Source organism: Rhodococcus sp. FW305-130, assembly GCF_058788335.1.
The window spans coordinates 98,256-123,215 of record NZ_JBYTAP010000011.1 but is presented as its reverse complement, the minus strand read 5'-3'; the positions used below and the strand labels follow the sequence as shown (position 1 = coordinate 123,215).

26 protein-coding genes are annotated in these 24,960 nt (G+C 62.0%); 19 read left to right on the top strand and 7 right to left on the bottom strand.

All coding sequences use genetic code 11. The features are described 5' to 3' along the window. Window positions 1-29: 29 nt before the first annotated feature. From AC3WQS_RS28620 to AC3WQS_RS28610, 3 genes are all read left to right on the top strand, one after another. The gene (locus AC3WQS_RS28620) at window positions 30-899 is read left to right on the top strand and encodes an oxygenase MpaB family protein (RefSeq protein WP_400819898.1); all 870 of its coding nucleotides are present in this window, start codon (window positions 30-32) and stop codon (window positions 897-899) included. Window positions 900-1,003: 104 nt separating this feature from the next. Beyond that, entirely contained in the window at window positions 1,004-2,143 is a 1,140-nt protein-coding gene (locus AC3WQS_RS28615; RefSeq protein ID WP_020971091.1) for a serine hydrolase domain-containing protein, read from the top strand. A gap of 237 nt (window positions 2,144-2,380) precedes the next feature. Beyond that, window positions 2,381-3,475 carry a GGDEF domain-containing protein gene (locus AC3WQS_RS28610; RefSeq protein WP_042953148.1) on the top strand — a complete coding sequence of 365 codons (1,095 nt, stop codon included), beginning with the start codon at window positions 2,381-2,383 and terminating at the stop codon, window positions 3,473-3,475. 9 nt (window positions 3,476-3,484) lie between these two features. Here the strand turns inward: AC3WQS_RS28610 and AC3WQS_RS28605 are convergent, their stop codons facing one another. Next, entirely contained in the window at window positions 3,485-3,697 is a 213-nt protein-coding gene (locus AC3WQS_RS28605; protein ID WP_020971089.1) for a helix-hairpin-helix domain-containing protein, read from the bottom strand. A gap of 32 nt (window positions 3,698-3,729) precedes the next feature. Then, entirely contained in the window at window positions 3,730-5,160 is a 1,431-nt protein-coding gene (locus AC3WQS_RS28600; RefSeq protein WP_492712586.1) for an MFS transporter, read from the bottom strand. Window positions 5,161-5,222: 62 nt separating this feature from the next. On the opposite strand from AC3WQS_RS28600, the gene soxR reads away from it, so the two are divergent. Further along, a complete protein-coding gene (gene soxR, locus AC3WQS_RS28595) occupies window positions 5,223-5,663 on the top strand; it encodes a redox-sensitive transcriptional activator SoxR (RefSeq protein WP_020909439.1) in 441 nt (146 codons plus the stop codon). Between the two features lie 12 nt (window positions 5,664-5,675). Here soxR and AC3WQS_RS28590 read toward each other — a convergent pair whose 3' ends face one another. The 3 genes from AC3WQS_RS28590 to AC3WQS_RS28580 form a co-directional block, all read right to left on the bottom strand. Next, window positions 5,676-6,482, bottom strand: a complete 807-nt coding sequence (locus AC3WQS_RS28590) for an ABC transporter ATP-binding protein (RefSeq protein WP_020909438.1) — start codon at window positions 6,480-6,482, stop codon at window positions 5,676-5,678. 15 nt (window positions 6,483-6,497) lie between these two features. Further along, window positions 6,498-7,202, bottom strand: coding sequence for a FadR/GntR family transcriptional regulator (locus tag AC3WQS_RS28585; protein ID WP_019745713.1), 705 nt, complete (start codon window positions 7,200-7,202; stop codon window positions 6,498-6,500). A gap of 101 nt (window positions 7,203-7,303) precedes the next feature. Then, a complete protein-coding gene (locus tag AC3WQS_RS28580) occupies window positions 7,304-7,864 on the bottom strand; it encodes a TetR/AcrR family transcriptional regulator (protein WP_003943195.1) in 561 nt (186 codons plus the stop codon). Between the two features lie 158 nt (window positions 7,865-8,022). Here AC3WQS_RS28580 and AC3WQS_RS28575 point away from each other — a divergent pair, with 158 nt between their 5' ends. From AC3WQS_RS28575 to AC3WQS_RS28550, 6 genes are all read left to right on the top strand, one after another. Further along, entirely contained in the window at window positions 8,023-8,994 is a 972-nt protein-coding gene (locus AC3WQS_RS28575) for a phosphotriesterase family protein (protein ID WP_031333840.1), read from the top strand. Between the two features lie 3 nt (window positions 8,995-8,997). Beyond that, entirely contained in the window at window positions 8,998-10,653 is a 1,656-nt protein-coding gene (locus tag AC3WQS_RS28570) for an AMP-binding protein (RefSeq protein WP_492712587.1), read from the top strand. A gap of 250 nt (window positions 10,654-10,903) precedes the next feature. Further along, window positions 10,904-12,295, top strand: a complete 1,392-nt coding sequence (locus tag AC3WQS_RS28565) for an MFS transporter (protein WP_019745709.1) — start codon at window positions 10,904-10,906, stop codon at window positions 12,293-12,295. Between the two features lie 68 nt (window positions 12,296-12,363). Then, the gene (locus AC3WQS_RS28560; RefSeq protein ID WP_019745708.1) at window positions 12,364-13,038 is read left to right on the top strand and encodes a TetR/AcrR family transcriptional regulator; all 675 of its coding nucleotides are present in this window, start codon (window positions 12,364-12,366) and stop codon (window positions 13,036-13,038) included. A gap of 38 nt (window positions 13,039-13,076) precedes the next feature. Next, window positions 13,077-13,709: an HAD family hydrolase gene (locus AC3WQS_RS28555; protein ID WP_030243853.1), complete on the top strand. Its 633-nt coding sequence runs from the start codon at window positions 13,077-13,079 to the stop codon at window positions 13,707-13,709. 56 nt (window positions 13,710-13,765) lie between these two features. After that, window positions 13,766-14,053 carry a putative quinol monooxygenase gene (locus AC3WQS_RS28550; protein ID WP_019745706.1) on the top strand — a complete coding sequence of 96 codons (288 nt, stop codon included), beginning with the start codon at window positions 13,766-13,768 and terminating at the stop codon, window positions 14,051-14,053. A gap of 52 nt (window positions 14,054-14,105) precedes the next feature. Here AC3WQS_RS28550 and AC3WQS_RS28545 read toward each other — a convergent pair whose 3' ends face one another. Continuing rightward, window positions 14,106-15,626 (bottom strand): AMP-binding protein, encoded by a 1,521-nt coding sequence (locus tag AC3WQS_RS28545; protein WP_256063919.1) that lies wholly within the window; start codon window positions 15,624-15,626, stop codon window positions 14,106-14,108. A 104-nt stretch (window positions 15,627-15,730) separates the two neighbouring features. On the opposite strand from AC3WQS_RS28545, the gene AC3WQS_RS28540 reads away from it, so the two are divergent. Then, window positions 15,731-16,444: a TetR/AcrR family transcriptional regulator gene (locus AC3WQS_RS28540; protein ID WP_019745704.1), complete on the top strand. Its 714-nt coding sequence runs from the start codon at window positions 15,731-15,733 to the stop codon at window positions 16,442-16,444. Between the two features lie 90 nt (window positions 16,445-16,534). Here the strand turns inward: AC3WQS_RS28540 and AC3WQS_RS28535 are convergent, their stop codons facing one another. Beyond that, window positions 16,535-17,011 carry a MaoC family dehydratase gene (locus AC3WQS_RS28535; RefSeq protein ID WP_492712588.1) on the bottom strand — a complete coding sequence of 159 codons (477 nt, stop codon included), beginning with the start codon at window positions 17,009-17,011 and terminating at the stop codon, window positions 16,535-16,537. Between the two features lie 158 nt (window positions 17,012-17,169). On the opposite strand from AC3WQS_RS28535, the gene AC3WQS_RS28530 reads away from it, so the two are divergent. From AC3WQS_RS28530 to AC3WQS_RS28495, 8 genes are read left to right on the top strand one after another with little or no spacing between them, the layout of a single operon-like run. After that, a complete protein-coding gene (locus AC3WQS_RS28530; RefSeq protein ID WP_020909431.1) occupies window positions 17,170-17,991 on the top strand; it encodes an SDR family oxidoreductase in 822 nt (273 codons plus the stop codon). After that, a complete protein-coding gene (locus AC3WQS_RS28525) occupies window positions 17,988-18,791 on the top strand; it encodes an enoyl-CoA hydratase-related protein (protein ID WP_408988585.1) in 804 nt (267 codons plus the stop codon). Before AC3WQS_RS28530 ends, AC3WQS_RS28525 begins: the two co-directional genes overlap by 4 nt. Continuing rightward, the gene (locus AC3WQS_RS28520) at window positions 18,778-19,998 is read left to right on the top strand and encodes an acyl-CoA dehydrogenase family protein (RefSeq protein ID WP_019745701.1); all 1,221 of its coding nucleotides are present in this window, start codon (window positions 18,778-18,780) and stop codon (window positions 19,996-19,998) included. The genes AC3WQS_RS28525 and AC3WQS_RS28520 overlap by 14 nt, the downstream gene beginning before the upstream one ends. Before the next feature lies 1 nt (window position 19,999). Further along, window positions 20,000-20,782, top strand: a complete 783-nt coding sequence (locus tag AC3WQS_RS28515; protein WP_070384859.1) for an SDR family oxidoreductase — start codon at window positions 20,000-20,002, stop codon at window positions 20,780-20,782. Further along, window positions 20,775-21,809, top strand: a complete 1,035-nt coding sequence (locus tag AC3WQS_RS28510; RefSeq protein WP_492712589.1) for a phosphotransferase family protein — start codon at window positions 20,775-20,777, stop codon at window positions 21,807-21,809. Before AC3WQS_RS28515 ends, AC3WQS_RS28510 begins: the two co-directional genes overlap by 8 nt. A gap of 46 nt (window positions 21,810-21,855) precedes the next feature. Next, complete coding sequence (fabG, locus tag AC3WQS_RS28505; protein ID WP_020909429.1) at window positions 21,856-22,614, top strand: 3-oxoacyl-ACP reductase FabG; 759 nt, start codon at window positions 21,856-21,858, stop codon at window positions 22,612-22,614. Window positions 22,615-22,648: 34 nt separating this feature from the next. Beyond that, the gene (locus AC3WQS_RS28500; protein ID WP_003943047.1) at window positions 22,649-23,842 is read left to right on the top strand and encodes an acyl-CoA dehydrogenase family protein; all 1,194 of its coding nucleotides are present in this window, start codon (window positions 22,649-22,651) and stop codon (window positions 23,840-23,842) included. Continuing rightward, complete coding sequence (locus AC3WQS_RS28495) at window positions 23,839-24,936, top strand: acyl-CoA dehydrogenase family protein (RefSeq protein WP_492712590.1); 1,098 nt, start codon at window positions 23,839-23,841, stop codon at window positions 24,934-24,936. Before AC3WQS_RS28500 ends, AC3WQS_RS28495 begins: the two co-directional genes overlap by 4 nt. Window positions 24,937-24,960 lie beyond the last annotated feature (24 nt).

The window sequence follows — 24,960 nt, the reverse complement described above, 5'->3', positions numbered from 1 at the left end:
GTTCTGCCATGACGGTGAGTAGGGATTCGATGGACGGGCGCAAGGAAGCGGTGACGGGCGGCATCGGAGCGGTCGGCGTCCAGGCGGTCGACATCGACGCCGAGGTCGAAAAGGCGATGTCCGGGCTCGGACTGTTGGCCGCAGGCGCCAACGTCATCATGCAGTTGGCGCGCCCGGCGGTGGGGTACGGCGTGTATGAGAGCAAGGTCGAGACGGGTCGGTTGGATCGGCATCCGGTGAAGCGAACCCGGACGACGCTGACGTATCTCGCCGTCGCGAGCCTGGCGACGGACGAAGAAAAGAAGCTGTACCGACGCGCAGTCAACGGCTCTCACAAGCACGTTCGCTCCGATGAGAACAGCGCGGTCGAATACAACGCGTTCGATCCCGAGCTGCAGTTGTGGGTAGCCGCCTGCCTGTACCGAGGGTTCGAGGACGTCTACAAAATCTTGTACGGGGATCTCGATCCGGTCACCCAGGATGCGTTCTATCAGCGAAGCGCCACGTTCGGTACAACCCTTCAGATGCGACGCGACATGTGGCCGGCGGACCGGGATGCGTTCGAGGTCTACTGGAACGAGAACCTCGACAAGGTGGCGATCGACGAGACGATTCGTGAGCATCTCTACGGGATCGCGTCGGCGACCTTCGCGCCGAAGTTGTTGCATCCCGTGGTCGGTCCGCTCAACCGATTTGTCACCACAGGGTTCCTGCCCCAGGCCTTTCGTGACGAAATGCGGCTCCCGTGGTCAGCGCGTCAGCAGCGCAACTTCGACCGATCCATGCGCGTCGCCGCGCTGGTCAATCGGTTCAGCCCGAAGATTCTGCGGATGTTCCCCTATAACTTCTATCTCTGGGATCTGCGTCGGCGCATCGCCAAGGGAATCCCGTTGGTCTGAGCCGACTCTGACACTTGAAGTGATTGACACCACAGGTGAATCGGACACATACTCAACATAGTTGAAGTTGACGTCAAGTTTTAACTTTCCTGTGGAGGCTGTCAGTGGCGAACATCGAAGGCGTATGTGACCAGCGATTCTCTGGCTTGAAGGAGGCGCTGGCACGCAATCTCGATTCCGGCGAGGACGTCGGGGCAGCGATCGCACTGACGATCGACGGCGAATCCGTCGTCGACATGTGGGGCGGTTGGGTCGACGTCGAGCACACTGCTCCTTGGGCCCGCGACACAGTCACCAACGTCTGGTCCTGCAGCAAGACCGTGACCGCACTGGCCGCGCTCATGCTCGTCGACCGCGGGTTGCTGGATCTCGATGCCCCGGTCGCGCAGTACTGGCCCGAGTTCGCAGCAGCGGGTAAGGACCGTATTCAGGTCCGGCAACTGTTGTCGCACACATCAGGCGTTTCGGGGTGGGATCAACCGTTCACCTTGGAGAACATTTGCGACGACGCGTACGCCACAGCCCGGTTGGCGACGCAGGCTCCGTGGTGGGAGCCGGGTACCGCATCCGGATATCACGCCCTCAACTACGGCCACCTGATCGGCGAGGTCGTCAGGCGCATCGACGGTCGAACCCTCGGCCGCTTCATCGACGAGGAAATAGCCGGTCCGCTCGATGCTGATTTCCGCCTGGGCTTGCCGAAGTCGGAATACGGGCGAGTCTCGAATGTGATTGCGCCACCGCCGTTGCCGATCGACATCGCGGCACTCGGGATGGACAACATCATGGTGAAGACCTTCACCGCGCCGCCGGCCGACGCGACAGGTTCGTGGACCGACGGGTGGCGAGCCGCCGAGATCGGTGCGGCCAACGGTCATTCGAATGCGAGGGCGCTCGCAAGGATCCAATCGGTGATTGCGTGCGGTGGCAAGGTCGGTGACGTTCGCCTGCTGTCGGAGGAAACGATCGACAAGATCTTCGAGGAGCAGTCGTACGGGGTCGACCTCGTCCTCGGTGTGCCGGTCCGCTTCGGCGTCGGATTCGGATTGCCGACGCCCGAGTCCGTCCCGTTCATTCCGGAGGGGCGAATCTGCTTCTGGGGAGGTTGGGGTGGCTCGCAGATCATCATCGACACCGAGAAGCGCATGACCTTCTCGTACGTGATGAACAAGATGGGGCCGGGCCTGCTCGGTTCCGAGAGATCGGCGCAGTACGTATCGGCTGCCTACGACGCACTGAGCTGATCGATGTGACTGCGTTTGATCGAGATGACAGGGAGGGCGAAGCGCTACTCAAATCCTTGCTGAGTAGTAGCCGAGGGGGCTGGGTATAGACCCGATTGCTAATCCGGCGGAACGGTTGGTTTGTCTGCTGCAGCTGACTATGCTGCCGGATATGCCAGTGTGCTCCGGGGGGAAATCAGCTTGTCCGCTACGTCGAAGTGTGCCCGAAAGTTGCAGACCTGCATCGGCTGACCGGCGATGAAGGGTTTCGTCGAAGTTGTCATGCGCTGGTGGCAGTTGCCGGACCAGTTCCATAGTTTCAGCAGGTACCTCGAAGACCGCGGGTTCTTGACTTCCTGCCGGGCGCTGGTCGGCGGAACGGCACTCTGGATGGGGTTGGTGTTGCTGTCGGCGCGATTCAGTGACGTCGGTCCGCAAGGTACGTTCTGGCGAGCGGTCAATCTCATGGTCATAGTCCTGTGCGTCGGCGCGGCCCTGATCTGGTGGTTGTTTCCGCCGACGCCGCTGTGGTCGTACACCTTTGTCGTGGGTTCCGACGTTGCGATTGCGGCGGCCGCCGCAACCGACTCGGAACCGATGGGACGGCTCATCGCGTGCGTCGTGTTTGCGTCGATCGGCGGCTATATTGCGTTCTTCCACAATCCGAAACTCCAAGTCGGTCACTTGGTCTTCGCCTCGATTGTCACGGTGCTTTCGGGGTGGACTTTGTTGTTCGGACCAGCAGCGGACGTCGGCTTGGGGTTGGCGAAAATCGCGGTCGTGATGGCCACCATCATTGTGATTCCCGTGGTGTCCCAAATGGTTCTGGCAGTTCTGGGATCCGACGCCACTACTTCCGACATCGACCCGTTGACCGGTCTGCTCAACCGTCGCGGACTTTCGCGTCGTGTGAAGGATCTGATGGGGCCTCCGGTGACCGAGGCCGACGCGGTTCTCGTAGTGGTGATCGATCTCGACCGATTCAAGACGATCAACGACGTTTACGGCCACGACGTTGGGGACAGCACGATCCTGCGAACGGCGCTGCGTATTCGCCTGTGGACAACCAAAGCTGCACTGACCGCCCGCGTGGGCGGTGACGAGTTCGTCGTGGTCGAGCGGGTGCCGGTCAGCGTGATAGCGAGGCTGGAAGGACAGATCCGCTCGGCAATGGACGGGGCGACCGATGATCCACCGACGAGCGCGAGCATCGGAATGGCGGTCCGCACCGCGCCCCGGCATCCGGGTGAGTCCGTCGACGAAGTCTTTGCCGAACTCTTCCGCGTCGCGGACACGGTGATGTACGAAGCGAAGCGCGAAGGTGGCAACCAGGTTCGGGCGAGCCTGGTCTGATGTGAGAGCTCAGTCGGCGAAGCTCAGGCCGCGTTCGGCGAGTGCTTCACGCAGAATCCTCAGAGCCTTCGGTCCCATCCCGTGCAGAGCGCCGAGTTCCTTCTCGGACACGGACGTCAATTGCGCGAGATGGGTGTAGCCCGCTCCGATCAGCGCGCGCTGTGCGGGAGCTCCCGTTTTCGGGAAGTCGGTTTCCACTGTGCCCGGATCCGGTTCTGTCACTGGCCAACTCCTCCGTGTGGGTTTTCCACAGTTTAGCGAGCGTCGTGAACGATTTCGGGGCTGTCGATTTTGTCGGGCGTTCGCGGAAGTGCGCGAGCTGCCACGGCAATGCCGATGATCGCGATAGCGGCGAAGGTGAAGAGAAGCAATTGCGCAGAACGAAGCGTCGACGGTTCGCCGATGTTCACCAGCACTCCGGCCAGGGCTGCGCCGAAGGCATTGGCGATCAGCTGAACGGTGTTGATGGCAGCGGAGGCACACGCACCTTCTCCGGGATCGGTAACCGAGGTCATCGCACCGACTGCAAGATGGGGCCAGGCGATGCCGATTCCGACGCCGGCGACCAGCAGTCCGATCACCCACGCGACCATCGCACCGGCGCCGGCGTGTTCGGTGAGAAATGCTGCCATGATGCCCAACCCGATCGCGACGAGGATCGGCCCGCTGACAACGATTCGTCGCACGATACGAGGGGTAGTCGCCGAGGCGCTCGGGATTTCGCCGAGAGTCCAGCCGAGAGCGAGTGCGGCCCCGAGGAATCCGGCCGCGAGCGGTGCCAGTCCGGCAAGTCGTTGGCCGAAGAGTGGAATGAACGTCTCGACGGTCGACGCAACAGCGAGGACGACGATGGTCAGGTACACCCATTTGGGCGACGACGCGTTGAACGTCGACGGCGGTAGTACGCCGTGGCGCGAGCGACGGTCAGCGGCGACAAAGGCGATCAGTAGCAGCACAGCGGCGAGAACCATTGCTGCGGTCACTGCGAGGTTGGACAGAATTCCGGCAACGCTGACCAGCAAAGCTGCCGCAGTCAGCAATGCCAGTGAGAGGACCGGCACCGGGCTACTGGTGGTGCTGCCCGGTTCATGTGCCGGTAGCGCGCCGGGGACGAGAGCTGCGACTGCGATCGTCGCGATAACCAGAACGCCGAAAGCCCATCGCCAGGCTCCGAATTGAGCAAAGACGCCGCCGATTGCGGGGCCGGCGAAGGTGCCGACTCCCCACATTGCCGAAACCAGCGCGGCCCCGCGGGTCCACAGATGTCTGGGGAGCGCGGCATTGATGACGGCGTAACCGAGACCAGCCAGCAGGCCACCTCCCGAACCCTGGATCGTGCGGCCGACCAACAGCAATTCCATGGTCGGGCTGACCGCACAGACGACGGTGCCGAGCGCGAAGATCGCGAGGCCGATCAGGTAGGCCCCGCGCGGTCCCCTGGCGGCGAGGACGTTGGTGACCAACATCGAGGAGATGACGGAAGCGATGAGGAAGACCGTCGCGGTCCAGGCGTAGTACTGCTGACCGCCGATGTCGTCGATGGCAGTCGGAAGCAGGCTGGTCGTCAGGTAGACGTTGGTCGCGTACAGCGCGACGCCGCCTGCGAGGACGGTAGCGGTGCCGAGGTATCGACCGCTCAGGAGCTGCCGCCAGGTTCCGGCGGGAGCATCGGTGGGGGAGTGCATGGTGTGAAGGTAGAATCTCAAGTGCGCTTCAGGTCAATGTCGCGCAGCCATTGGGAGGCAGAATGATCCGTAAGAGTGACGAACTTCTCTCGATCGGTGAGGTATCGGCGCGCACCGGCGTCGCCGTGTCGGCGGTGCGCTACTACGAAACACTCGGTCTGGTTCCTGCAGAGCGGACGGCAGGAAATATGAGGAAGTTCCCGCGCCACTCGATCCGGCGGGTGTCGCTCATCCAGTTGGCAGTCAGGTTCGGGATACCTCTGGCCGAAGTTGCCGAAGTATTCGGGTCGTTGCCGCAGGGGCGAACTCCGACGAAGAAGGACTGGCGCAAGATTTCGACGGAGTGGAATCAGCGCCTCGAGGATCGCAAGCAGGCCATCAGCCGGATGCAGGACGAACTGACGGGCTGTATCGGCTGTGGGTGTCTGTCACTCAAGACATGCAACCTGCTCAACCCTGGAGACGAACTGGGCCGGGAGGGACCCGGCGCCAGACGTCTCTGAAACTACTGTCGGTCAAACTCTTTCGCGTGGCCGCGACTGAGCATTCCACCGACCACCACGACGCTCGATCTCGATGGGATGCGAGAAGCACTCGCTGATGTTCTGGGTGGTGATCACATTCTCGGCGAGGCCGCTGGCGGTCACGACGCCGTCCTTGATCAGGAGAGCATGTGTGGTGGTGCTCGGAATCTCTTCGATGTGATGCGTCACGAGGATGCTGGCAAGTGACGGGTTCTGATTGCGGAGATCGTCCAGAGCCGTCAAGAGCTGTTCGCGCGCAGCAAGATCGAGCCCGGTCGCCGGTTCGTCGAGCAGGAGCAGGCGTGGTTCCACCATGAGTGCACGGGCGATCAGGGCTCGCCCCCGTTCGCCCTGGGACAAGTTGGGCCACAGTGCGTCCGAACGCGGACTCATCCCGAGTAGATCGATCAGTGCGTCGGCATGAGCCTCTTGCTCCGGCGTCGGTGACCACCGCGGCATTACCTCGGTGGTGTTGGTGAGGCCGGTGATCACGACGTTGCGGACGGTGATCGGAATTCCGATCGTGTGACGCGGGTTCACGTGCCCGATGTCCATCCGCAGTTCCCTCATGTCGACTCGGCCCAGCTTGTGCCCGAGGACGTAGACGGAACCGCGAGTCGGGTGGGCGGTTGCTCCGAGAAGGCTCAGTAGGGTGCTCTTGCCTGCACCGTTCGCGCCGAGGAGTACCCAGTGTTGCCCGGGTTCGATCGAAATGTTGATGTCTTTCAACAAGTATCGGCCGTCGCGGACGAGATCCACGTGTTCGGTCGACAGTACTGTGCCATTGGGGTGTTGCACGAGAACTAACCTCTCTTAGGCGTCGAGCACACGCAACCGCCGTAAGACGGTGTCGATATTTGCTCGGGTTGCCGCTACCGCGGCTTCTGGGTCGGCGTCTTGAAGGGCCTCGACCAACTGATCATGGGCATGTGAGGTGTCGGGGACGCCGGCCTCGTGGGCCATCATCTCGACGAGGGATTCACGAAGGAGTGGACGCACCGACGTGAACAGCGAGAGTAGAACCGCGTTTCCGGACAACCGAACGACTTCGGTGTGGAAGTCGAGGTCGACGTCGACGAACTTTTCAACGTCACCCTCGAAATGACTGTGTCGCATGGTCAGTCGCCGCCGCAGGCCGTCGAGGTCCTCGGGTTGTACCCGCTCCGCGGCCAGTCTGGCGGCCTCGATCTCGAGTGCGCGACGGACTTCGAAGACCTCCAGGATGCGTGAGCGTCGAAGCAGTTTGGTGAATTCGTCGACGTGCTCGAGTTCGGACGCGGCAGCCACGAAGGTGCCGACGCCGTGTCGGACTTCGAGTAGCCCGTCGCGAGCGAGGAGGCGGATTGCCTCGCGAATCGAGGAACGCCCGACGCCGAGTTCGACGGCAAGGGCCGCCTCGCTCGGTATGCGCTCGGACGGCGCCCACGTTCCTTGCCTGATTCGCCCGCGAAGCAACTGTTCGAGTTGCGGCACCAGCGGACCACTGCGAAGTGTGAATCCTGTGTGGTCGTCGGACACGGCTTGCCTCTCGTGGGGGTACCGACAGCGTAACAACTCATCAGACGTCTGAGGACTCGGGTGGGCCGTGTGTCGGAGCAGTGCTCACGCAGTCGATACCGTCAGTTACGGGTGACGCCGAGGAGCAGTGCGATCAGGTCGAGGGCCGTCTCGATCTCCGCCTTTTCCCGCCCGAGTAGAGGGGCGTAGAGGTGTACGTCGCAGATGCGAACGAGAGCTTCGCCCAGCACTTGCGGCGAGAGCGTGATCGTCAGTTGGCCGGCGTCGACCTGGGACTGCAAGATTTCGGCGGTGATGGAGGCGGAGATCGATTCGATGGAGCCGGGCATCATCGCGAGTTTGATGAACACCATCGGTTCGCGTTTGGTCAGCGCTCGCAGTTCGGTCGACGATTCCACCGACCGCATGACGCGTCCGAAGACGTCGAGGATGTACTCCGGACCTTGCCCCGACGCCTGTGACATCGCCTTCCGGTATGTCCGTTCGGTGGCCTCGGCCAGCACTGTTCCGAGCAGTTCGTCGCGATTGCCGACCCAGCGGTAGAGCGTCGCGCGGCCTACTCCGAGACGTTCGGCGAGCAGTGACATGTCGAGTGGTTCCTCCGCGAGGTACATGCTCGCGGCGGTGTCGATCGCGCGTCGGCGTTCGAGGTCGGTAGGCATCGGGACATTCTCTCCGGTTGTCCGGTACTGCACAATTTCGGCGGTCGAACAGAGGTGGGCTTCGGGTGGCTCGAGCCTATTGACGAACCAAGCGACGTGAGACACACTAGCTCATTGTCTCATGTTAGTGATGGCGATCACAGTCAGGGGTTCGATCGATGAGTTCAGTACAAACCGTTCGTGGGCCGGTGGACACAGCCGATCTGGGAAAGGTGTTGATGCACGAGCATGTCTTCGTTCTGGGGGAGGAGATGCGTCAGAACTATCCCGACTACCCGGAGCCTTGGGACGAGGAGGCTCGAGTAGCCGATGCGGTGACCAAGCTGTCCGAACTGAAGTCGCGAGGGATCAGCACGATCGTCGATCCCACGGTCATCGGACTCGGTCGCTACATCCCGCGTATTGCGCGGATCAACGAGCAGGTCGATCTCAACATCATCGTCGCCACCGGCGTCTACACGTACAACGACATTCCGTTCCAATTCCATTACACCGGTCCAGGTTTGCTGTTCGACGTGCGCGAGCCGATGGTTGATCTATTTGTGAAGGACATCAAGGACGGCATTGCCGGCACAGACATCCGCGCGTCATTCCTCAAGTGCGCCATCGAAGAACCTGGTCTGACTCCCGGTGTCGAGCGTGTGATGCGAGCGGTCGGTCAGGCGCAGGTCGAAACCGGGGTACCGATCACGGTTCACACGAACCCGCACACGGAATCGGGCCTCGTTGCGCAGAAGGTTCTGGCCGAGGAAGGTGCAGATCTGAGCAAGGTCGTCATCGGGCACTCGGGTGATTCGACCGACCTGGACTACCTGTGTGCACTTGCCGATGCGGGTTCGCTACTCGGGATGGACCGTTTCGGTCTCGATGTTCTGCTCCCGTTCAAGGAGCGGGTGAACACTGTCGTGGAACTGGCCCGCCGTGGCTATGCCGAGAAAATGGTTCTGGCACATGATGCCTCGTGCTTCATCGACTGGTTCTCGAGTGAGGCCAAGGCGGCCGCAGTACCGAACTGGAACTTCACCCACATCAGCGATCAGGTCGTTCCCGCGCTGCTCGAGCGCGGCGTCACCGAGGATCAGATCAACACCATGCTGGTGGATAATCCGCGTCGGTACTTCGAGAGCTGAGTTATGACCAACGTGTACGAGAGCAAGCCATGGCTCGCCAATTACGACGCCGACACTCCGCCGAATGTGGACATCGAGCATGTCAATGCCCTCGCGATGTTCCGTGCGTCGCTGGAGCGCAATCGCACCGCCCCGATCATCAGGTACTTCGACAGGACCGTCAGCTTTGCCGAGCTCGACGAGATGTCGGACGCGCTTGGGGTGGCCCTCGCCGTGGACGGAATCGGGTTCGGCGACAGAGTTTCCTTTGTCCTGCAGAATGTTCCGCAGTTCGTCATCGCGACGGTCGCAGTCTGGAAACTCGGCGCTGTCGTCGTTCCGGTCAATCCGATGTACCGGGACCGTGAGCTGTCCACCGTACTCGCGGACAGCGGCGCGGTAGCAGTCATCTGTCTCGAGTCCTCGGCCGAGACCGTGGCGACTGCGTCCGAGGGCACCGAAGTACGACGGGTCATCACCACGTCGGAACGGGATTTTCAGTCGCGCGACGATGAACGGATCTTCGGTTCGGCGTCCAGGATTCGTCATGATGGATTTCCGGACCTATTGGAACTGATCGAGGCTCATCGAGGACAGAAGCCCGAGAAGGTCGATCTGTCCCCGGAAGACCTTGCCTACCTTCCTTATACGTCGGGGACGACCGGCCCGCCGAAGGGGTCGATGAACACGCACGCAAATGTCGTGTTCGCAGCGCAGATCTATCGGGACTGGTTGGGGCTGCGCCCCGGCGGCGCGATGTTCGCGGTGGCGCCACTGTTCCATATCACCGGGTTGATCGGGCACGTCGCGGCTCCACTCCTGGCCGGCGCGCCCACGATTCTGACCTGCCGATTCCATCCCATCGTTGCAGCGGAGTCGATTTCGGAGCATCGGGCTACCGCGATCATCGGAGCGATCACCGTATTCATCGCGTGGACGGACAGCGCCGCAGTCTCGAAGGAATCGTTGAGCTCTCTCGAGTCGGTGTATTCAGGTGGCGCGCCGATCCCGCACGCGGCGTTGGAAGCGTTCCGGGCGAAGTTCGGTCACTACATTCACAACGGCTACGGGCTGACCGAGACGAACAGCCCGGCGATCGTGGTGCCGAATTCGCGTGAAGCGCCGGTAGATCCGGCGTCGGGGGCCGTTGCTGTCGGCGTTCCGGTATCGAATACGTACGCCGAGGTGGTGGACGAGAACGACAGGCCGGTACAGATCGGGGAGTACGGCGAGATCGTGGTCTCCGGTCCCCAGGTTGCACTCGGATACTGGAACAAGCCGGACGAGACCGCACATGCGATGCCGGACGGGCGTTTTCACACCGGCGACATCGGATTCATGGACGGCGACGGTTGGTTTTACATCGTCGACCGGATGAAGGATCAGATAAATGCCTCGGGCTTCAAAGTGTGGCCACGCGAAGTGGAAGATGTTCTCTACGAACACCCTGCCGTACGAGAGGCTGCCGTCGTCGGTGTCATGGATCCGTATCGCGGCGAAACCGTGAAGGCCTTCGTGTCTTTCAAGGACGGTGCCGAGGCGACCACCGAGGATCTGGTCGAGTTCTGCAAGGAAAGGCTTGCAGCATACAAGTATCCACGCATCGTCGAGGTCATGAATGACCTGCCGAAAACAGTGAGCGGCAAGATTCTTCGTCGTGAACTGCGGGTACCGAACTAGATCTGCCTGACAAACGAATTGCCGGCCGCCGACAAGGTGAGCCGGCCATTCGTCGTGGTGATCGGCGAGCATCGATAGGGGATTTAGTCCCTTATGCGGCAATGCATTTCAGTGATTGACATCACTCTTTTTGTATCGCAGACTGATCGCAACGCCACAGAGTTGAAGTTGGTGTCAGTTTCTACTTCTGGCCCGGTTTCACTTCTCAACTCCCGGCGCGACGAGCGTCCGACCCATCGAGGAGTAACCCATGACGAGATCGGCAGTGGATTCGAACACGCAGGCAGGGGGCCTGTCCGATCAGGAACGGAAGAAGAAGAAAGCGCACCGCAAACTTCTCGGCGCGGGACTGCTCGGCAGTTCCATCGAGTGGTACGACTTCTTCTTGTACGGAACGGCTGCGGCACTGGTCTTTCCGCATGTGTTCTTCCCCGATTCATCCGCACTGATGGGCACATTGCTCTCGTTCAGTACGTTCTGGGCCGGCTTCGTTGCCCGCCCCATCGGCGGTTTGGTCGCCGGACACTTCGGCGACAAGTACGGACGCAAGCCCGCCGTCGTCACCTGCCTGTTGCTGATGGCTGTCGCGACATTCCTGATCGGCGCGATTCCGAGTGCGTCGGCAATCGGCGTCGTCGCTCCGATTCTTCTGGTGACACTGCGATTCATCCAAGGTCTCGCCTGCGGTGGCCAGTGGGGCGGAATCGTCCTTCTCCTCACCGAATCCGCGAGTCCCAAGAAGCGTGGATTCTCAGGCACTTTCGGTCAGATGGGTGTCTCGTTCGGTGTAGTGCTGGGCAACCTGGTCTTCCTCGTCGCGACCGCGACCATTTCCAACGAAGCATTCCTGAGCTGGGGTTGGCGGGTTCCGTTCTTCGCCAGCGCGCTGCTCTTCCCCGTGGTTCTGTACATCCAGACGAAGGTCGAGGACACGCCGGAATTCCTCGAGTTGCAGGAAGACGCCAAGAAGAACCAAAAGGATGTCGTCGTTCAGGCTCCACTGGCGCAGGCGCTCAAGGATCACTGGCGCAAGATCCTGCTCGGTTGCGGACTTCTGGCCGCCACCAATGCACTGTTCTACATCAGCATCGCCGGCGTACTCAGCTACGGCACAACCGAACTGGGGTTGAAGCGGAACTCACTGCTCATCATCTCGCTCCTGAGCGCGTTGCTGACAGTCGGCGTGGTGCTGTGGTCCGGGAAGATGTCCGACAAGATCGGTCGTCGTCCGATGATCCTGATCGGCGCCGCGGCGATCGTGGTCTGGGCATTCCCGTACTTCTGGTTGATCAACACCAAGTCCCTGCCGCTGTTCTTCATCGCAGTCACGGTCGGCAGCGTGTTCCAGTCGATGACCTACGGGCCTATCGCGGCATACATGGGTGAACTGTTCGCACCCAACGTGCGCTACTCGGCAGCATCGTTGGCCTACCAGTTGGCTGCGATCACGGTCAGCGGCGGCACCCCGTTCATCATGACAGCACTTATCGCGAAGACCGGAACCACGACATGGGTTGCCGTGTTCGTGGCACTCATGGGCTTGGTGACCTTCTTCAGCGCTTGGGTGCTGAAAGAGACCAATCCGAAGGAAGTTCGGGACGATCCGAACGCAATTCCCGGCGCGCACCTCTACGCCAGGTAATACCTTCGGTCTCGAACAGGCGCCCGCTATCGGTCACCGGTAGCGGGCGTCTGACGTATAACTGGAGCATGGCTGCAGCACGCACAGGCTCCGAAGATGCTTCGTCGACAGTGTCACGGGAACTCCCCTCCACTCAGCGTGGTTTGCGTACGCGTCGAGCGTTGATCGATGCGGCTCGCACCGTCTTCGAACGGACCGGTTATCTGGACTCGCGTCTGATCGACATCACGGTGGAGGCGCAGTGCTCGGCCGGTACGTTCTACACCTACTTCGCAAGCAAGGAGGAGATCTTCGCGGCTGTGATGGAGCTGGCGCGCGAAGACATGATGCATCCGGGCATGCCGCACACTCCGAAAGGAGCGGATCCCGCTGAGGTCATCGCGGCGAGCAACCGCGCGTACCTCGAGGCGTACCGACGCAACGCGAAGCTGATGGGACTGCTCGAGCAGGTCGCAAGTATCGATCCGGAGTTCCGGGTTCTCCGCCTCGAGCGTGCTGACGCGTTTGTTCGACGCAACGCGCGCAGTATCGAGAAGCTGCAGAAAGCCGGTCTGGCGGACGCGAACCTGGATCCGTTACTGACGTCTCGGGCACTCTCCGGGATGATCAGTCGACTTGCGTTCGGGTACTTCGTATCCCGCGGCGGCGAGGACGGCGCCGCCGGAGTGACCTTCGATGGTCTGCTCGATACGGTCAACCGGTTGTGGATCAACACTTTACAATTCTCGCTGCGCCAAAACTGATGTTGACGCCGGGTTCATGTTTGGTGTCTGATGGAGCAATGACACCTACGCGTACGGCAGTGCTCGTCGATTTCGGTGGAGTTCTCACCTCCAGTGTTCTTCAGGCCTTCGAAGATTTTGGGGCCTCGCTTGGGGGAGACCCACGGCTTCCGTTGACCCTGCTCTCCCGCGACGACGTCTCGAAGAGGCTGCTCTCCGATCACGAATCCGGAAAGATCGACCAGGAGGCCTTCGAGGCCGGATTCGGAGAACGTCTACGAGCGCACGGCGCAGTCGTCGACAGTGCTGGATTGGTCGACCGTATGCAAGCCGGGCTGATTCGAGACGAGGAGATGGTGCGTCTGCTCGCAGACGTGCGGGCGGCGGGACACCCTGTTGCGCTCGTGTCCAATGCTTTCGGGCGTGATTGTTATGCGGGATTTGTCCTCGAGGACCTGGCCGACGAAGTGGTGATCTCCTCGGAAGTCGGGATTCGTAAGCCCTCCCGTCAGATCTATACCATCGCGTGTGAGCGCCTGGGCGTCGCGCCCGAAGATGCCGTGATGATCGACGATCTGCAACAGAATCTCGACGGTGCGGCACGATTGGGGATCGCCGGCATTCTCCACACCGACGCAGAAAGCACTCGCAGGCAACTGGCATCGACGTTCGGACTACTGCCCACGCAGTGAAACTGTAGGTTTCTCGGTAACACTCGAATACTGCTGGAACACTTTTGGAGGAACGAATGATTGCTGTCATCGCGGATATCACCGTCAAGGACGGAAGCGGCGAGCAGTTCGAAGCCGTAATCGCCGAACTTGCGGAGAAGGTGCGCACGGAGGAGCCCGGAACGGTTCTGTATCAACTGATCCGCTCGAAAACGGATGCCAATTCCTACAAGTTCATGGAGCTGTATCAGGACGGTGCTGCCATCAAGGCTCACGGAACGTCCGAGCATTTCCAGGCTGCAGGAAAGGCGATGGCACCCTTCCTCGCCGGCGCCCCGCAGATCGAGTACTTCGACGCTCTCTGAGCGAGTGAACAGGTGAGCCCCGGCGAAATCTCGCCGGGGCTCACCTGTGTTTTCAGTTCTGCTTCTGGGCGAGGAGTTCGGTTCGGTCGATCGATCGCTTGAGGATCTTTCCCGTCGAACCCTTCGGGAGTGCATCGATGAACTGGACGACTCGGGGAATCTTGTAGGCGGAGAGACGTTCCCGAGCCCACGAAGTGACGGCGTCTGCTTCGAGGTCGGAGCCTGGACGCACGGCCACCACTGCGGCAACTTCCTCCCCGTAGTAGTCGTCGGGTATGCCGATCACTGCGGCTTCGATGATGTCGGGGTGCTGGTAGAGCACCTCTTCGACCTCGCCCGGATAGACGTTGTATCCACCACGGATGATGAGGTCCTTCACGCGGTCGACGATGCGAAGGTCCCCGTCGGGATCGGTCTCACCGAGGTCTCCGGTGCGGAACCATCCGTCGTCGGAAAGAACGGCGGCAGTGTCTTCAGGGCGCTTCCAGTAACCCTTCATGACCGTCGGTCCTTTGATGAACACCTCGCCCACTGTGCCTGCCTCGCAGACATTTCCGTCGTGATCACGCACCTCGACCTCGGTGCGCGGTACGGCGCGGCCGGTGTATCCGATCTTTGCGACGCGGTCGATGCTGTTGAAAGTCCCGAACGCGCTCGTCTCGGTGAGGCCGTAGCCCTCGAGGATCGTGCAGTTGAACCGTGCTTCGAAGGCGCGAGCGACTTCACCGGGAAGTGATGCGCCACCGGAGATTGCGATCCTGAGTTGTTCGAAGTCGGAGCTGTCCACGTCGGCGGCGGCGTGGAGCATGGCATTCCACATGGTGGGGACACCGGCCATGATGGTGAGCTTGTCTCGGCGGACCAGGTCGAGCATGGCGGCGGGGTCGAACCGGGCGAGCAGGGACAGTGATCCGCCGCCGGTGAAGGTTGCCATCATGACCGAACCCTGGCCGAAGATATGGAAGAGCGGCAGTCCGGTTCCGGTGCGGTCCGAAGGGTTTCCGCGGCTGCTCTCGGCGCCGATCTCACCGGCGGACAACAAATTCCCGACGGTCAGTTGAGCGCCCTTCGGGCGTCCGGTGGTGCCGGAGGTGTAGAGAATCGCCGTTGTGTCTGCTGCGTCACGGTCGACCACAGTTGCGGGTGCATGATCAGCCTTCGCCGATTCTTCGGTGAGTGTCCACACCGGGACACCGCGCGCACTCCCTGCATCCTGGACTGCGGGACCGAGCTGATGCCACGCGATGGCCAGGGAAATCTCCGCGTCGTCCAGAACGTACTCGACTTCGGGTTGCGCCGACATCGTGTTGATCGGCACCACGACACAACCTGCGGCCTGAATTCCCATGTACGCCACGACGAATTCCGCTACCGACGGTGCCGCTAGGAGAACCCGATCGCCTACGCTCAACCCGGCATCGCGAATGCGGCCGGCGAACGCCAGGGACGCGTCGTGGAGCTGCCGGTAAGTCCAGTGTTCATCCGTGCCGCGGATCGCAATGCTGTTTCGAATTGCGATGTTGTCCGGAGTGACTTCCGCGTGACGGGTCACCGGGTCGAGAACGCTAACCATGGTTCTGCCTTTCGGGAGGAATCGACCGATTGTGTGTCCTGGGTCTCACCAGAGCGTACACTTGAATCCGGCGTCAACATCGAGTCTGCTGGGATTGTCCCGAAATGATGTTGGCTCGGAAGGATGGGGAGCGCACCGTGCTCGATGACGAATCGCGAATTGCCGCCCTGCCGGTGGCTCCGCCTGCGCTGCTCCGAGATCGGCCGACCACCGAGCGGGGAACCCGCACGCGCGCAGCGCTGATTGCCGCTGCCCGCACGGTATTCGAGCGTAGTGGCTATCTCGATGCCCGTCTGATCGACATCGCCAAAGAAGCCGGCTGCGCGACGGGATCGTTCTACACCTACTTCGCGAACAAGGAAGAGGTCTTCGCCGCCGTCCTCGAGGTCGCGCGAGACGACATGATGCACCCGGGCATGGGACGCGTGGCGGGCGCAGACGATCCGTACGCCGTGCTCGAGGCAAGTAATCGAGCGTATCTGGCTGCGTATCAACGCAATGCGAAATTGATGGGGCTGATGGAGCAGGTTGCTCACATCGACCCGGAGTTCCGAAAGTTCCGCAGCGAGCGTGCCAATGCGTTCATACGCCGTAATGCCCGCGGGATTGCAGATCTGCAGAGTCGTGGTATCGCGGACACGACGCTGGATCCAATGACAGCGTCAATTGCTCTGTCCGGCATGGTGAGTCGGCTCGCCTACAGTCTGTTCACCCTCCATGAGGGTGAGGTGGACGGGCGTTCGCCGGAGTTCGATCAGATTGTCGCCACGGTGACAGACCTGTGGGCTAACGCGCTGAAGTTCCCTGACCGATCCTGAAGCGGCAGGTCGCCCCGGCCGTATCGACGTTCGAGCGGCCGGGACGTGCCGAGTCTTGTTTCAGCTTTTCTCTAGTCAGCTTTTCTCTGTTCAGCTTTTCTCGACGACGCGAGCGACGGATTCGGCCGCGACGACTGGCTTGTCGGAACCTTCGCGCTCAACCACCTGGCTCATCTTCACCTGGATTCCGCCGGGCAACTGCTCCGCGGACACGACGGTTGCACGCATGCGGACCCGGGATCCCACGGGAACGGGAGCGGGGAAGCGAACCTTGTCGTAGCCGTAATTGAGGCTGTGGGCGAAGCCGTCGAAGTGGATGAGTTGGTAGGAGAACTGTGGGCCCAGCGAGAGGCTGAAGAGTCCGTGCGCGATGGTGCTGCCGAGCGGGCTCGATGCGGCTCGTTCCGGGTCGACGTGAATCCACTGATGATCGTTTGTGGCTTCGGCGAACGCGTTGATGCGCTCCTGGGTGATGTCGTACCACTCCGTCGGGCCAAGTTCCTGGCCGATGAGCTTCTCGAGCTCGGCGAAGGTGGACGGGCGGACGGGCAATTGGTTTTCAGTCATCGTTGATCCCTTTACTCGCAGTTCAGGAGGACGGAACGGGCCGTTCGGGTGACCGTCGCGATTCGACGGTTGAAACTGACGCCGGATTCAACTATACATGAGGGGAGACGTGGATCACTGTCAGCGCGTAGGTATGACGCAAGCGAGAGGAATCGCTCATGAAGGTTGCCCAGAAGGTAGCAATTGTCACCGGTGGCGGCGGGGGGATCGGCGGTGCGTTGGCGCAGCGACTGGCCGCAGAGGGCGCTCGCGTCGTAGTAGCCGACCTCGACGGGGCGGCAGCTTCGGCAGTGGCAGAGGCGATCAACATGGAGCATCCCGGCGCAGCAGTGTCTGCGGGTGGCGACGTCTCCGACGAGACGGTCATTGCGGGCCTCATCGCGCAGGCGGAAAAGGAATTCGGCCCGGTCGACCTCTACTTCGCCAATGCCGGCGTCACCGGAGGCATGGGCCTCGACATCAGTGAGGACGTCTGGGACACGACGATCGACGTCAACGTTCGCGCCCACATTCGTGCCGCCAGGCTCCTCGTCCCTGGTTGGACCGAGCGCGGGGAAGGCTACTTCATCAGCACTGCCTCTGCTGCCGGCTTGCTCAGTCAGGTCGGGTCCGCCGCGTACTCGGTGACCAAACATGCCGCGGTCGCGTTTGCCGAGTGGCTCTCGATCACCTACGGAGATCAGGGCGTTCGCGTCAGTTGCCTGTGTCCGATGGGTGTCAACACCAAGCTTCTCTACGAAGGCGAGAACTCCGGCGATCCGGTCGGCAAGGCCGCAACCGGGGCTGTGCTTGCGGCAGGCAATGTTCTCGAGCCTGCTGAATGCGCCGAAATCGTTCTTGCCGCAGTAGATGCCGAGGAATTCCTCATCCTTCCGCACAAGAACGTTCTGGACATGTACCGGCAGAAGGGCGCCGACTACGACCGTTGGCTGCGCGGGATGCGCCGGTACCAGGCGTCGCTGCTCGCGGGAACGCGATGACCGAGCAACTCGTCCTCTCCGAGCAGAGAGGAGCGGTGCTGGTCCTGACATTCAATCGGCCCCGCGTTCTCAACGCGTGGACCAACGAGCTCGAAGATCAGTACTACGACCTTTTGGCCGCAGCAGACGAAGATCCCAGTGTCCGAGCAATTGTTGTCACCGGCTCCGGTCGAGGATTCTGCTCGGGGGCTGACCTCGGCAATTTGAAGAACGTCGGCGACGTCTCCGAAAGTGATCTTGTCCGACCACGGGACCGTGATTTCCCGACCACCGTTCGCAAGCCGCTGATCGCTGCCGTCAACGGCGTCGCCGCAGGGCTCGGAATGGTCGAGGCTCTGTACTGTGACGTTCGTTTCGGTTCGAGCGCAACGCGATTCACTACCGCCTTCGCGCGTCGAGGCCTGATTGCGGAGTACGGCATCTCCTGGATGTTGCCCCGCTTGGTCGGTCACAGCCGAGCAGTCGATCTTCTGCTTTCCAGCCGGATGGTGGATGCCGACGAGGCGTACCGTATCGGTTTGATCGACCACCTGGTCAGCGGCGGTGACGTTCTGGATGCGGCGATTGCTTACGCCGAGGACATCGCAGCCAACTGCTCGCCGACGTCCCTCTCCGTCATCAAGTCTCAGATGAGTGCCGACGCGCACTCGACCTTCACCGATTCCGCCAGGCGTGCGGAATCACTGATGCTGAATGCATTTCACGGCCCGGATGTCGTCGAGGGCGTCAACAGCCATCTCGAACATCGAGCCCCCAATTTTCCTTCCCTCTCTGTCAGGAGTTCACATGTCAGTGTTTGAGTTCTCGGATCGCACCAAGAAGTACCAGGCCGAACTGCTCGATTTCATGGACAAGCACGTTTACCCGGCCGAAGCGGTCTACGAAGAGCAGATGCGTGAGTCCGGTAACCCGCACTTCCAGCCGCCGATCATCGACGACTTGAAGAAGGAAGCCAAGGCGCGCGGGCTGTGGAACCTCTTTCACCCGCATCCCGAATGGGGCCCCGGCCTGACCAACCTGGAATACGCACCGCTCGCGGAGATCATGGGCCGCAGCCACCTGGCTTCCGAGGCCACCAACTGCGCCGCTCCGGACACGGGAAACATGGAGGTGCTCACGCTCTTCGGCACCGACGAGCACAAGGAGAAGTACCTCAAGCCGCTTCTCGAAGGCGAAATCCGTTCTGCTTTCGCGATGACCGAGCCCGAGGTTGCCAGTTCCGACGCCACCAACATCCAGCTTCGTATGGACCGTGACGGCGACGAGTACGTACTGAACGGCCGTAAGTGGTTCGCTTCCAACGCTTTGCACCAGAACTGCAAGGTTCTGATCGTCATGGGCAAGACCGACTTCAATGCCGCCACCCACCGTCAGCAGTCGATGATGGTCGTTCCGATCGATGCTCCCGGAGTCACGATCCTGCGCAACCTGCCGGTCTTCGGCTACCAGGACCGCGAAGGACACGGCGAGATCACTTTCGAGGACGTGCGCGTCCCGGCCAAGGACATTCTCGCCGGCGAGGGCGAAGGATTCGCGATCAGCCAGGCCCGCCTCGGCCCCGGCCGCATCCACCACTGCATGCGTGCAATCGGAATGGCCGAGCGCGCACTGGAACTGATGTGCAAGCGCGCATCCACCCGCATCACCTTCGGAAAGCCTGTCAGTGACAACGCGAATATCCAGGACTGGATCGCCGAGGCTCGTATCGACATCGAGATGGTTCGACTCCTCACGCTCAAGGCCGCTCACATGATGGACACGGTGGGCAACAAGGAAGCGCGCACCGAGATCGCAGCCATCAAGGTTGCAGCGCCGAACATCGCGCTCAAGATCATCGACCGCGCCATCCAGGTTCACGGCGGCGGCGGCGTCACGGACGACTTCCCGCTCGCGATGGCTTACGCCCACATGCGCACCCTTCGCCTGGCTGACGGCCCGGACGAGGTGCACAAGCGCGCCATCGCCAAGCAGGAACTGCGCAAGTACCGCGAAGTCAAGGCGAACTGACATGGCAGGACTGGATCTCACCGGTAAGACGGCAATCGTCACAGGCGCATCGCGGGGCATCGGCCTCGCGACCGCGCAGGCGATTGCGGCGGCGGGCGGAAACGTCGTACTGACTTCGCGCTCACAGGAATCCGCAGATGCGGCTGCCGCGCAGGTGAACGGCAACGCGATCGGCGTCGGCGCTCACGCGACGGACGAGGATGCTGCACACAAGTGCGTCGAGCAGACGATCGAGCGTTTCGGCAGTCTCGACATCTTGGTGAACAACGCGGGCACCAACCCGTCGTTCGGGCCGATCATCAACCAGGATCACTCGCGCTTCGCCAAGACCTTCGACGTCAACGTGTGGGCTCCAGTCCTGTGGACCGGCCTGGCAGCGCGGGCCTGGATGGGCGAGCACGGTGGTTCCGTGGTCAACACCGCCTCGATCGGCGGCATGGCGTTCGAGGCCGGGATCGGTACGTACAACGCGTCGAAGGCTGCTCTGATCCACATCACCAAGCAGTTGGCGCTCGAGTTGTCACCGAAGATTCGTGTCAACGCCGTTGCTCCGGGAGTGGTGAGAACCAAACTCGCCGAAGCTCTGTGGAAAGAACATGAAGAAGCGGTGTCCGCGTCGACCGCTCTCGGACGCATCGGTGAACCCGAGGACGTGGCCGCTGCCATCGCCTTCCTGGTTTCGGATGCAGCCCAGTGGATCACCGGCGAGATCATGACCATCGACGGTGGCCAGTTGTTGGGTGACGCACTCCCGTTCCGGCAGGGAGCGTCCGTCGGTGGCTAGCGTCGGAGTAGTGGGACTCGATACCGAAGCGGTCACCGGGTGGATAGCAGGCCTGGGGATCGACTTCACCGGGCCGTTGTCCTTCGATCGAATCGGCCTGGGGCAGTCGAATCTCACGTACCTGGTTCGCGATCAAGACGGCAATCGCTGGGTACTACGACGCCCACCGCTGGGGCACCTGCTGGCCTCGGCTCACGACGTGGCGCGCGAAGCTCGAATCCTGAGCGCTCTCGAATCCACCGACGTGCCTTCGCCACGAGTATTCGGGTTGACCGAGGATCCAGCCGTCACCGAAGTTCCGCTGCTCCTCATGGAATTCGTGGACGGCGAAGTGGTGGACCGAATGCCTCTTGCGGAGGCGTTGTCGGAAGATCGTCGCCGGGCAATCGGAATCTCGCTCGCTCAGACGCTGGCGAAGATACACGCCGTCGACCTCGAGCAGGCCGGTCTCGACGACCTGGCAAGCCACAAGCCTTACGCTGCACGGCAGCTGAAGCGCTGGGGCGGACAGTGGGAACAGTCGAAGACGCGGGAATGTCCTGACCTGGACGATCTCACCCGACGTCTCATTGCAGCTCAGCCGGCTCACACCGAAACCACGTTGGTGCACGGCGACTTTCACCTACGCAACGTGATCACCTCCGCTGAGAACGGCGAAGTTGTCGCGGCCCTCGACTGGGAACTCTGCACACTCGGTGATCCGTTGGCCGATGTCGGAAGCTTGTTGGCGTACTGGCCGGCGGCCAGGGAGGACACTGGTGGCGATTTCCCGGCGTCGGCGCTCCCGGGATTCCCTTCGCGAGAGGAGATCTCCCGGATCTATCTCGAGGCCACCGGACGGGATCCGGCTGCGCTGAAGTTCTGGCACACCTTGGGGCTGTGGAAGATCGCCGTGATCGCCGAGGGCGTGATGCGTCGCGCCCGCGACGAACCGCAGAATGCCGCGGAGAGCGGAACTCCCACCGTGGAACGTATTGACGCCTTGGTAGCCAAAGCCAGGGAAATTGCAGATCAGGCCGGGATCTGACGAGATCGTCCGGTGTCCGTTGAATCACGAAAATTATGGAGGGCCAGTGAGCCAGGAACGTAGAACCGCAATTGTCACGGGTGCAGCACGCGGAATCGGTGCGGCAGTGGCCAAGCGACTGTCGGAAGACGGCTTTGCCGTTGCCGTGCTGGATCTCGACGAAGCAGCGTGTGCCGGAACCGTCGACGCGATCAAGGCCGCAGGCGGCCAAGCACTGGCCGTGGGCGCTGACGTCTCCGACGAGGCTTCGGTTGCTGCAGCGGTGGATCGTGTGGCCGCAGAACTCGGTGCACCTACCGTGCTGATCAACAATGCCGGCATCACTCGCGACAACCTTCTGTTCAAGATGAGCGTCGCCGAGTGGGATTCGGTGATGAACGTCCATCTGCGCGGAGCGTTCCTCATGTCGCGTGCGGTGCAGAAGTACATGGTGGAAGCGAAGTTCGGCCGCATCGTGAACCTCTCGAGCACGTCGGCTCTCGGCAACCGCGGACAGGTCAACTACTCCGCAGCCAAGGCCGGCATGCAGGGATTCACCAAGACATTGGCCTTCGAATTGGGCAAATTCGGCGTCACCGCCAACGCCATTGCCCCCGGATTCATCGAAACCGAGATGACCGCCGCAACGGCAGAGCGCATGGGAGTCGGCTTCGAGGACTTCAAGACCGCTGCCGCTTCGCAGATTCCGGTCAACCGCGTCGGTCAGCCCGAGGACATCGCGCACACCGCGTCGTTCTTCGTCAGTGAAGGCGCGGGCTTCGTTTCCGGTCAGGTCGTCTACGTCGCCGGTGGACCGAAGGACTGACCGTCCGCTCACCGCTCGAACCGAAGGAATGGGCATGGCTTTCGACGAAGAGGCAGTATCGCGTGATCTCACCGAAAAGGTGAACACGCTTCTCGCGGAGAACGATCCGAACAGTGTGTCGGTGTCGGATTTCCTCGGCGCACGATTCGACGCCGGACTGGCGTGGGTTCATTTCCCCGAAGGTCATGGGGGACTCGGTGTACCGCAGAGCTTTCAGCGTCAGGTGAACGCTCAGCTGGAGGCCGCCGGCGCACCCGGCCCGGCCACCGGCAAGAACGGCATCGGACTCGGCATGGCGGCACCGACCATCGCCGCCTTCGGTACCGAGGAGCAGAAGCAGAAGTTCCTGCGCCCGTTGTGGACTGCGGAGACGGTCTACTGCCAGCTGTTCAGTGAACCGGGCGCAGGGTCGGACCTCGCGGCCGTCGCTACCCGCGCCGTCCGCGACGGCGACGACTGGATAGTCAACGGGCAGAAGGTATGGACGTCGGGCGCGCAGAATGCGCAGCTGGCGATTCTCGTGGCCAGGACCGATCCGTCACGTTCCAAGCATGCGGGTCTGAGCTACTTCATCTGCGACATGACCGACCCGGGCGTCGATGTCCGGCCGCTGCGTCAGATCACCGGCGAGGCCGAATTCAACGAGGTATTCCTCACGGACGTCAGGATTCCGGACGCCAATCGCCTCGGAGCCGAAGGCCAGGGGTGGAAGGTTGCGACCACCACCCTGAACAACGAGCGTGTTGCCATCGGTTCGGGCGCACCGCGTGAGGGAGGCATGATCGGAAAGGTCGCTCAGGCCTGGCGTGACGAGCCCGAGCTGCGTAATCCGGCGATGCACGACGAGTTGATGCGGCTCTGGACCGAATCCGAAGTTGCGCGTCTGACCGGTGAGCGACTGCGCCAGCAGCTCGCCGCCGGCCAGCCTGGCCCCGAGGGCTCGGGAATGAAGCTCGCGTTTGCCGGTTTGGCTCAGCAGATTTCGGGTTTCGACCTCGAGCTGCACGGCGAAGCTGGTCTGCGCTACGACGACTGGACGCTGCGTCGACCGGATTCCGTCGACTTCACCGGGCGTGAACCCGGATACCGGTACCTGCGAGCCAAGGGCAATTCGATCGAGGGCGGAACGTCGGAGATCCTGCGCAACGTCATCGCAGAACGTGTACTCGGGTTGCCGCCCGAGCATCGCGTCGACAAGGACATCGCCTGGAAGGACCTACCCCGATGAGCGCCGATCTGCTGTACTCCGAGACCGAACAAGATCTGCGAGCCAGCGTCAGACGACTGCTGAGCGAGCGGGCCGGCGCCGACACCGTGGTCACGGCGTACGACGACGTGTCCGCCGACTTCACCGGGCTGTGGAAGTCGCTGGCGTCGGAACTCGGTTTGGCGGGACTGCTGGTACCCGAGGAACTGGGCGGGGCAGGTGCGTCGACGCGTGAGGCGGCGGTCGTGATGGAGGAGATCGGACGTGCGGTCGCTCCCGTTCCGTTCTTCACCAGCGCGGTGCTGGCGACGACGGCGTTGCTGAAGGCCGGCGAGACCGAGGTGCTCGGTCAATTGGCAGCGGGGGATTCGACGGCTGCTCTGGTCGTCCCGTTGTCCACTGCACCAGGAACTTTCACACCTACTGTCAAGGTAACGGCGAGTGGACTCGTCGGCAGCGTCACGACGGTTGCCGGCGTCGCCGAGTCCGATGTTCTTGTTGTTCCGGTTGCCGGTGAGAGCGGCCTGGAGCTGCATACAGTTCGGATCGCCGACGCTACCGTCACGCCGGTTCTGTCCCTGGACATGACGCGCCGATTGGCGGACGTCGAGTTCTCGGGGTCGTCGTCGGTCCGTGTCGACAGCGGCAATGCGGCGCAAGCGGTTGAGGAAGCATTGCTCTGCGGAAGCGCACTTCTGGCGTCCGAACAGTTCGCTGTAGCTCAGTGGTGCCTCGAAACGACTCTCGCGTATGTGAAGGAGCGCAAGCAGTTCGGCCGGGCGATCGGTTCGTACCAGGCGATCAAGCACCGCCTCGCCGATCTCTGGCTCGAAGTCAGCTCTTCGGGAGCGGCAGCACGATATGCGGCGGACACCTATGCGCGCGGCGACGCCGATGCGGCGATCGCAGCGACGGTGGCCCAGGCATTCTGCAGCGGCGTCGCGGTTCATGCTGCGGAGGAATGCGTCCAACTTCATGGTGGTATCGGAATGACGTGGGAGTATCCGGCGCACCTGTACCTCAAACGGGCGAAGAGCGATCAGCTGTCGCTGGGAACCGCGTATCAGCATCGGGCACGCCTCGCCGAGTTGGTCGACCTCCGGATCTCGTCCTGAAACTCACCCACTATCTGTCTGGAG

Coding starts and splice junctions, on each gene's coding strand:
- AC3WQS_RS28620 (WP_400819898.1), top strand. CDS start 30: ATGGACGGGCGCAAGGAAGCGGTGACGGGCGGCATCGGAGCGGTCGGC.
- AC3WQS_RS28610 (WP_042953148.1), top strand. CDS start 2,381: ATGAAGGGTTTCGTCGAAGTTGTCATGCGCTGGTGGCAGTTGCCGGAC.
- AC3WQS_RS28600 (WP_492712586.1), bottom strand. CDS start 5,160: ATGCACTCCCCCACCGATGCTCCCGCCGGAACCTGGCGGCAGCTCCTG.
- soxR (WP_020909439.1), top strand. CDS start 5,223: ATGATCCGTAAGAGTGACGAACTTCTCTCGATCGGTGAGGTATCGGCG.
- AC3WQS_RS28580 (WP_003943195.1), bottom strand. CDS start 7,864: ATGCCTACCGACCTCGAACGCCGACGCGCGATCGACACCGCCGCGAGC.
- AC3WQS_RS28575 (WP_031333840.1), top strand. CDS start 8,023: ATGAGTTCAGTACAAACCGTTCGTGGGCCGGTGGACACAGCCGATCTG.
- AC3WQS_RS28570 (WP_492712587.1), top strand. CDS start 8,998: ATGACCAACGTGTACGAGAGCAAGCCATGGCTCGCCAATTACGACGCC.
- AC3WQS_RS28565 (WP_019745709.1), top strand. CDS start 10,904: ATGACGAGATCGGCAGTGGATTCGAACACGCAGGCAGGGGGCCTGTCC.
- AC3WQS_RS28560 (WP_019745708.1), top strand. CDS start 12,364: ATGGCTGCAGCACGCACAGGCTCCGAAGATGCTTCGTCGACAGTGTCA.
- AC3WQS_RS28555 (WP_030243853.1), top strand. CDS start 13,077: ATGACACCTACGCGTACGGCAGTGCTCGTCGATTTCGGTGGAGTTCTC.
- AC3WQS_RS28550 (WP_019745706.1), top strand. CDS start 13,766: ATGATTGCTGTCATCGCGGATATCACCGTCAAGGACGGAAGCGGCGAG.
- AC3WQS_RS28545 (WP_256063919.1), bottom strand. CDS start 15,626: ATGGTTAGCGTTCTCGACCCGGTGACCCGTCACGCGGAAGTCACTCCG.
- AC3WQS_RS28540 (WP_019745704.1), top strand. CDS start 15,731: ATGATGTTGGCTCGGAAGGATGGGGAGCGCACCGTGCTCGATGACGAA.
- AC3WQS_RS28535 (WP_492712588.1), bottom strand. CDS start 17,011: ATGACTGAAAACCAATTGCCCGTCCGCCCGTCCACCTTCGCCGAGCTC.
- AC3WQS_RS28530 (WP_020909431.1), top strand. CDS start 17,170: ATGAAGGTTGCCCAGAAGGTAGCAATTGTCACCGGTGGCGGCGGGGGG.
- AC3WQS_RS28525 (WP_408988585.1), top strand. CDS start 17,988: ATGACCGAGCAACTCGTCCTCTCCGAGCAGAGAGGAGCGGTGCTGGTC.
- AC3WQS_RS28520 (WP_019745701.1), top strand. CDS start 18,778: ATGTCAGTGTTTGAGTTCTCGGATCGCACCAAGAAGTACCAGGCCGAA.
- AC3WQS_RS28515 (WP_070384859.1), top strand. CDS start 20,000: ATGGCAGGACTGGATCTCACCGGTAAGACGGCAATCGTCACAGGCGCA.
- AC3WQS_RS28500 (WP_003943047.1), top strand. CDS start 22,649: ATGGCTTTCGACGAAGAGGCAGTATCGCGTGATCTCACCGAAAAGGTG.
- AC3WQS_RS28495 (WP_492712590.1), top strand. CDS start 23,839: ATGAGCGCCGATCTGCTGTACTCCGAGACCGAACAAGATCTGCGAGCC.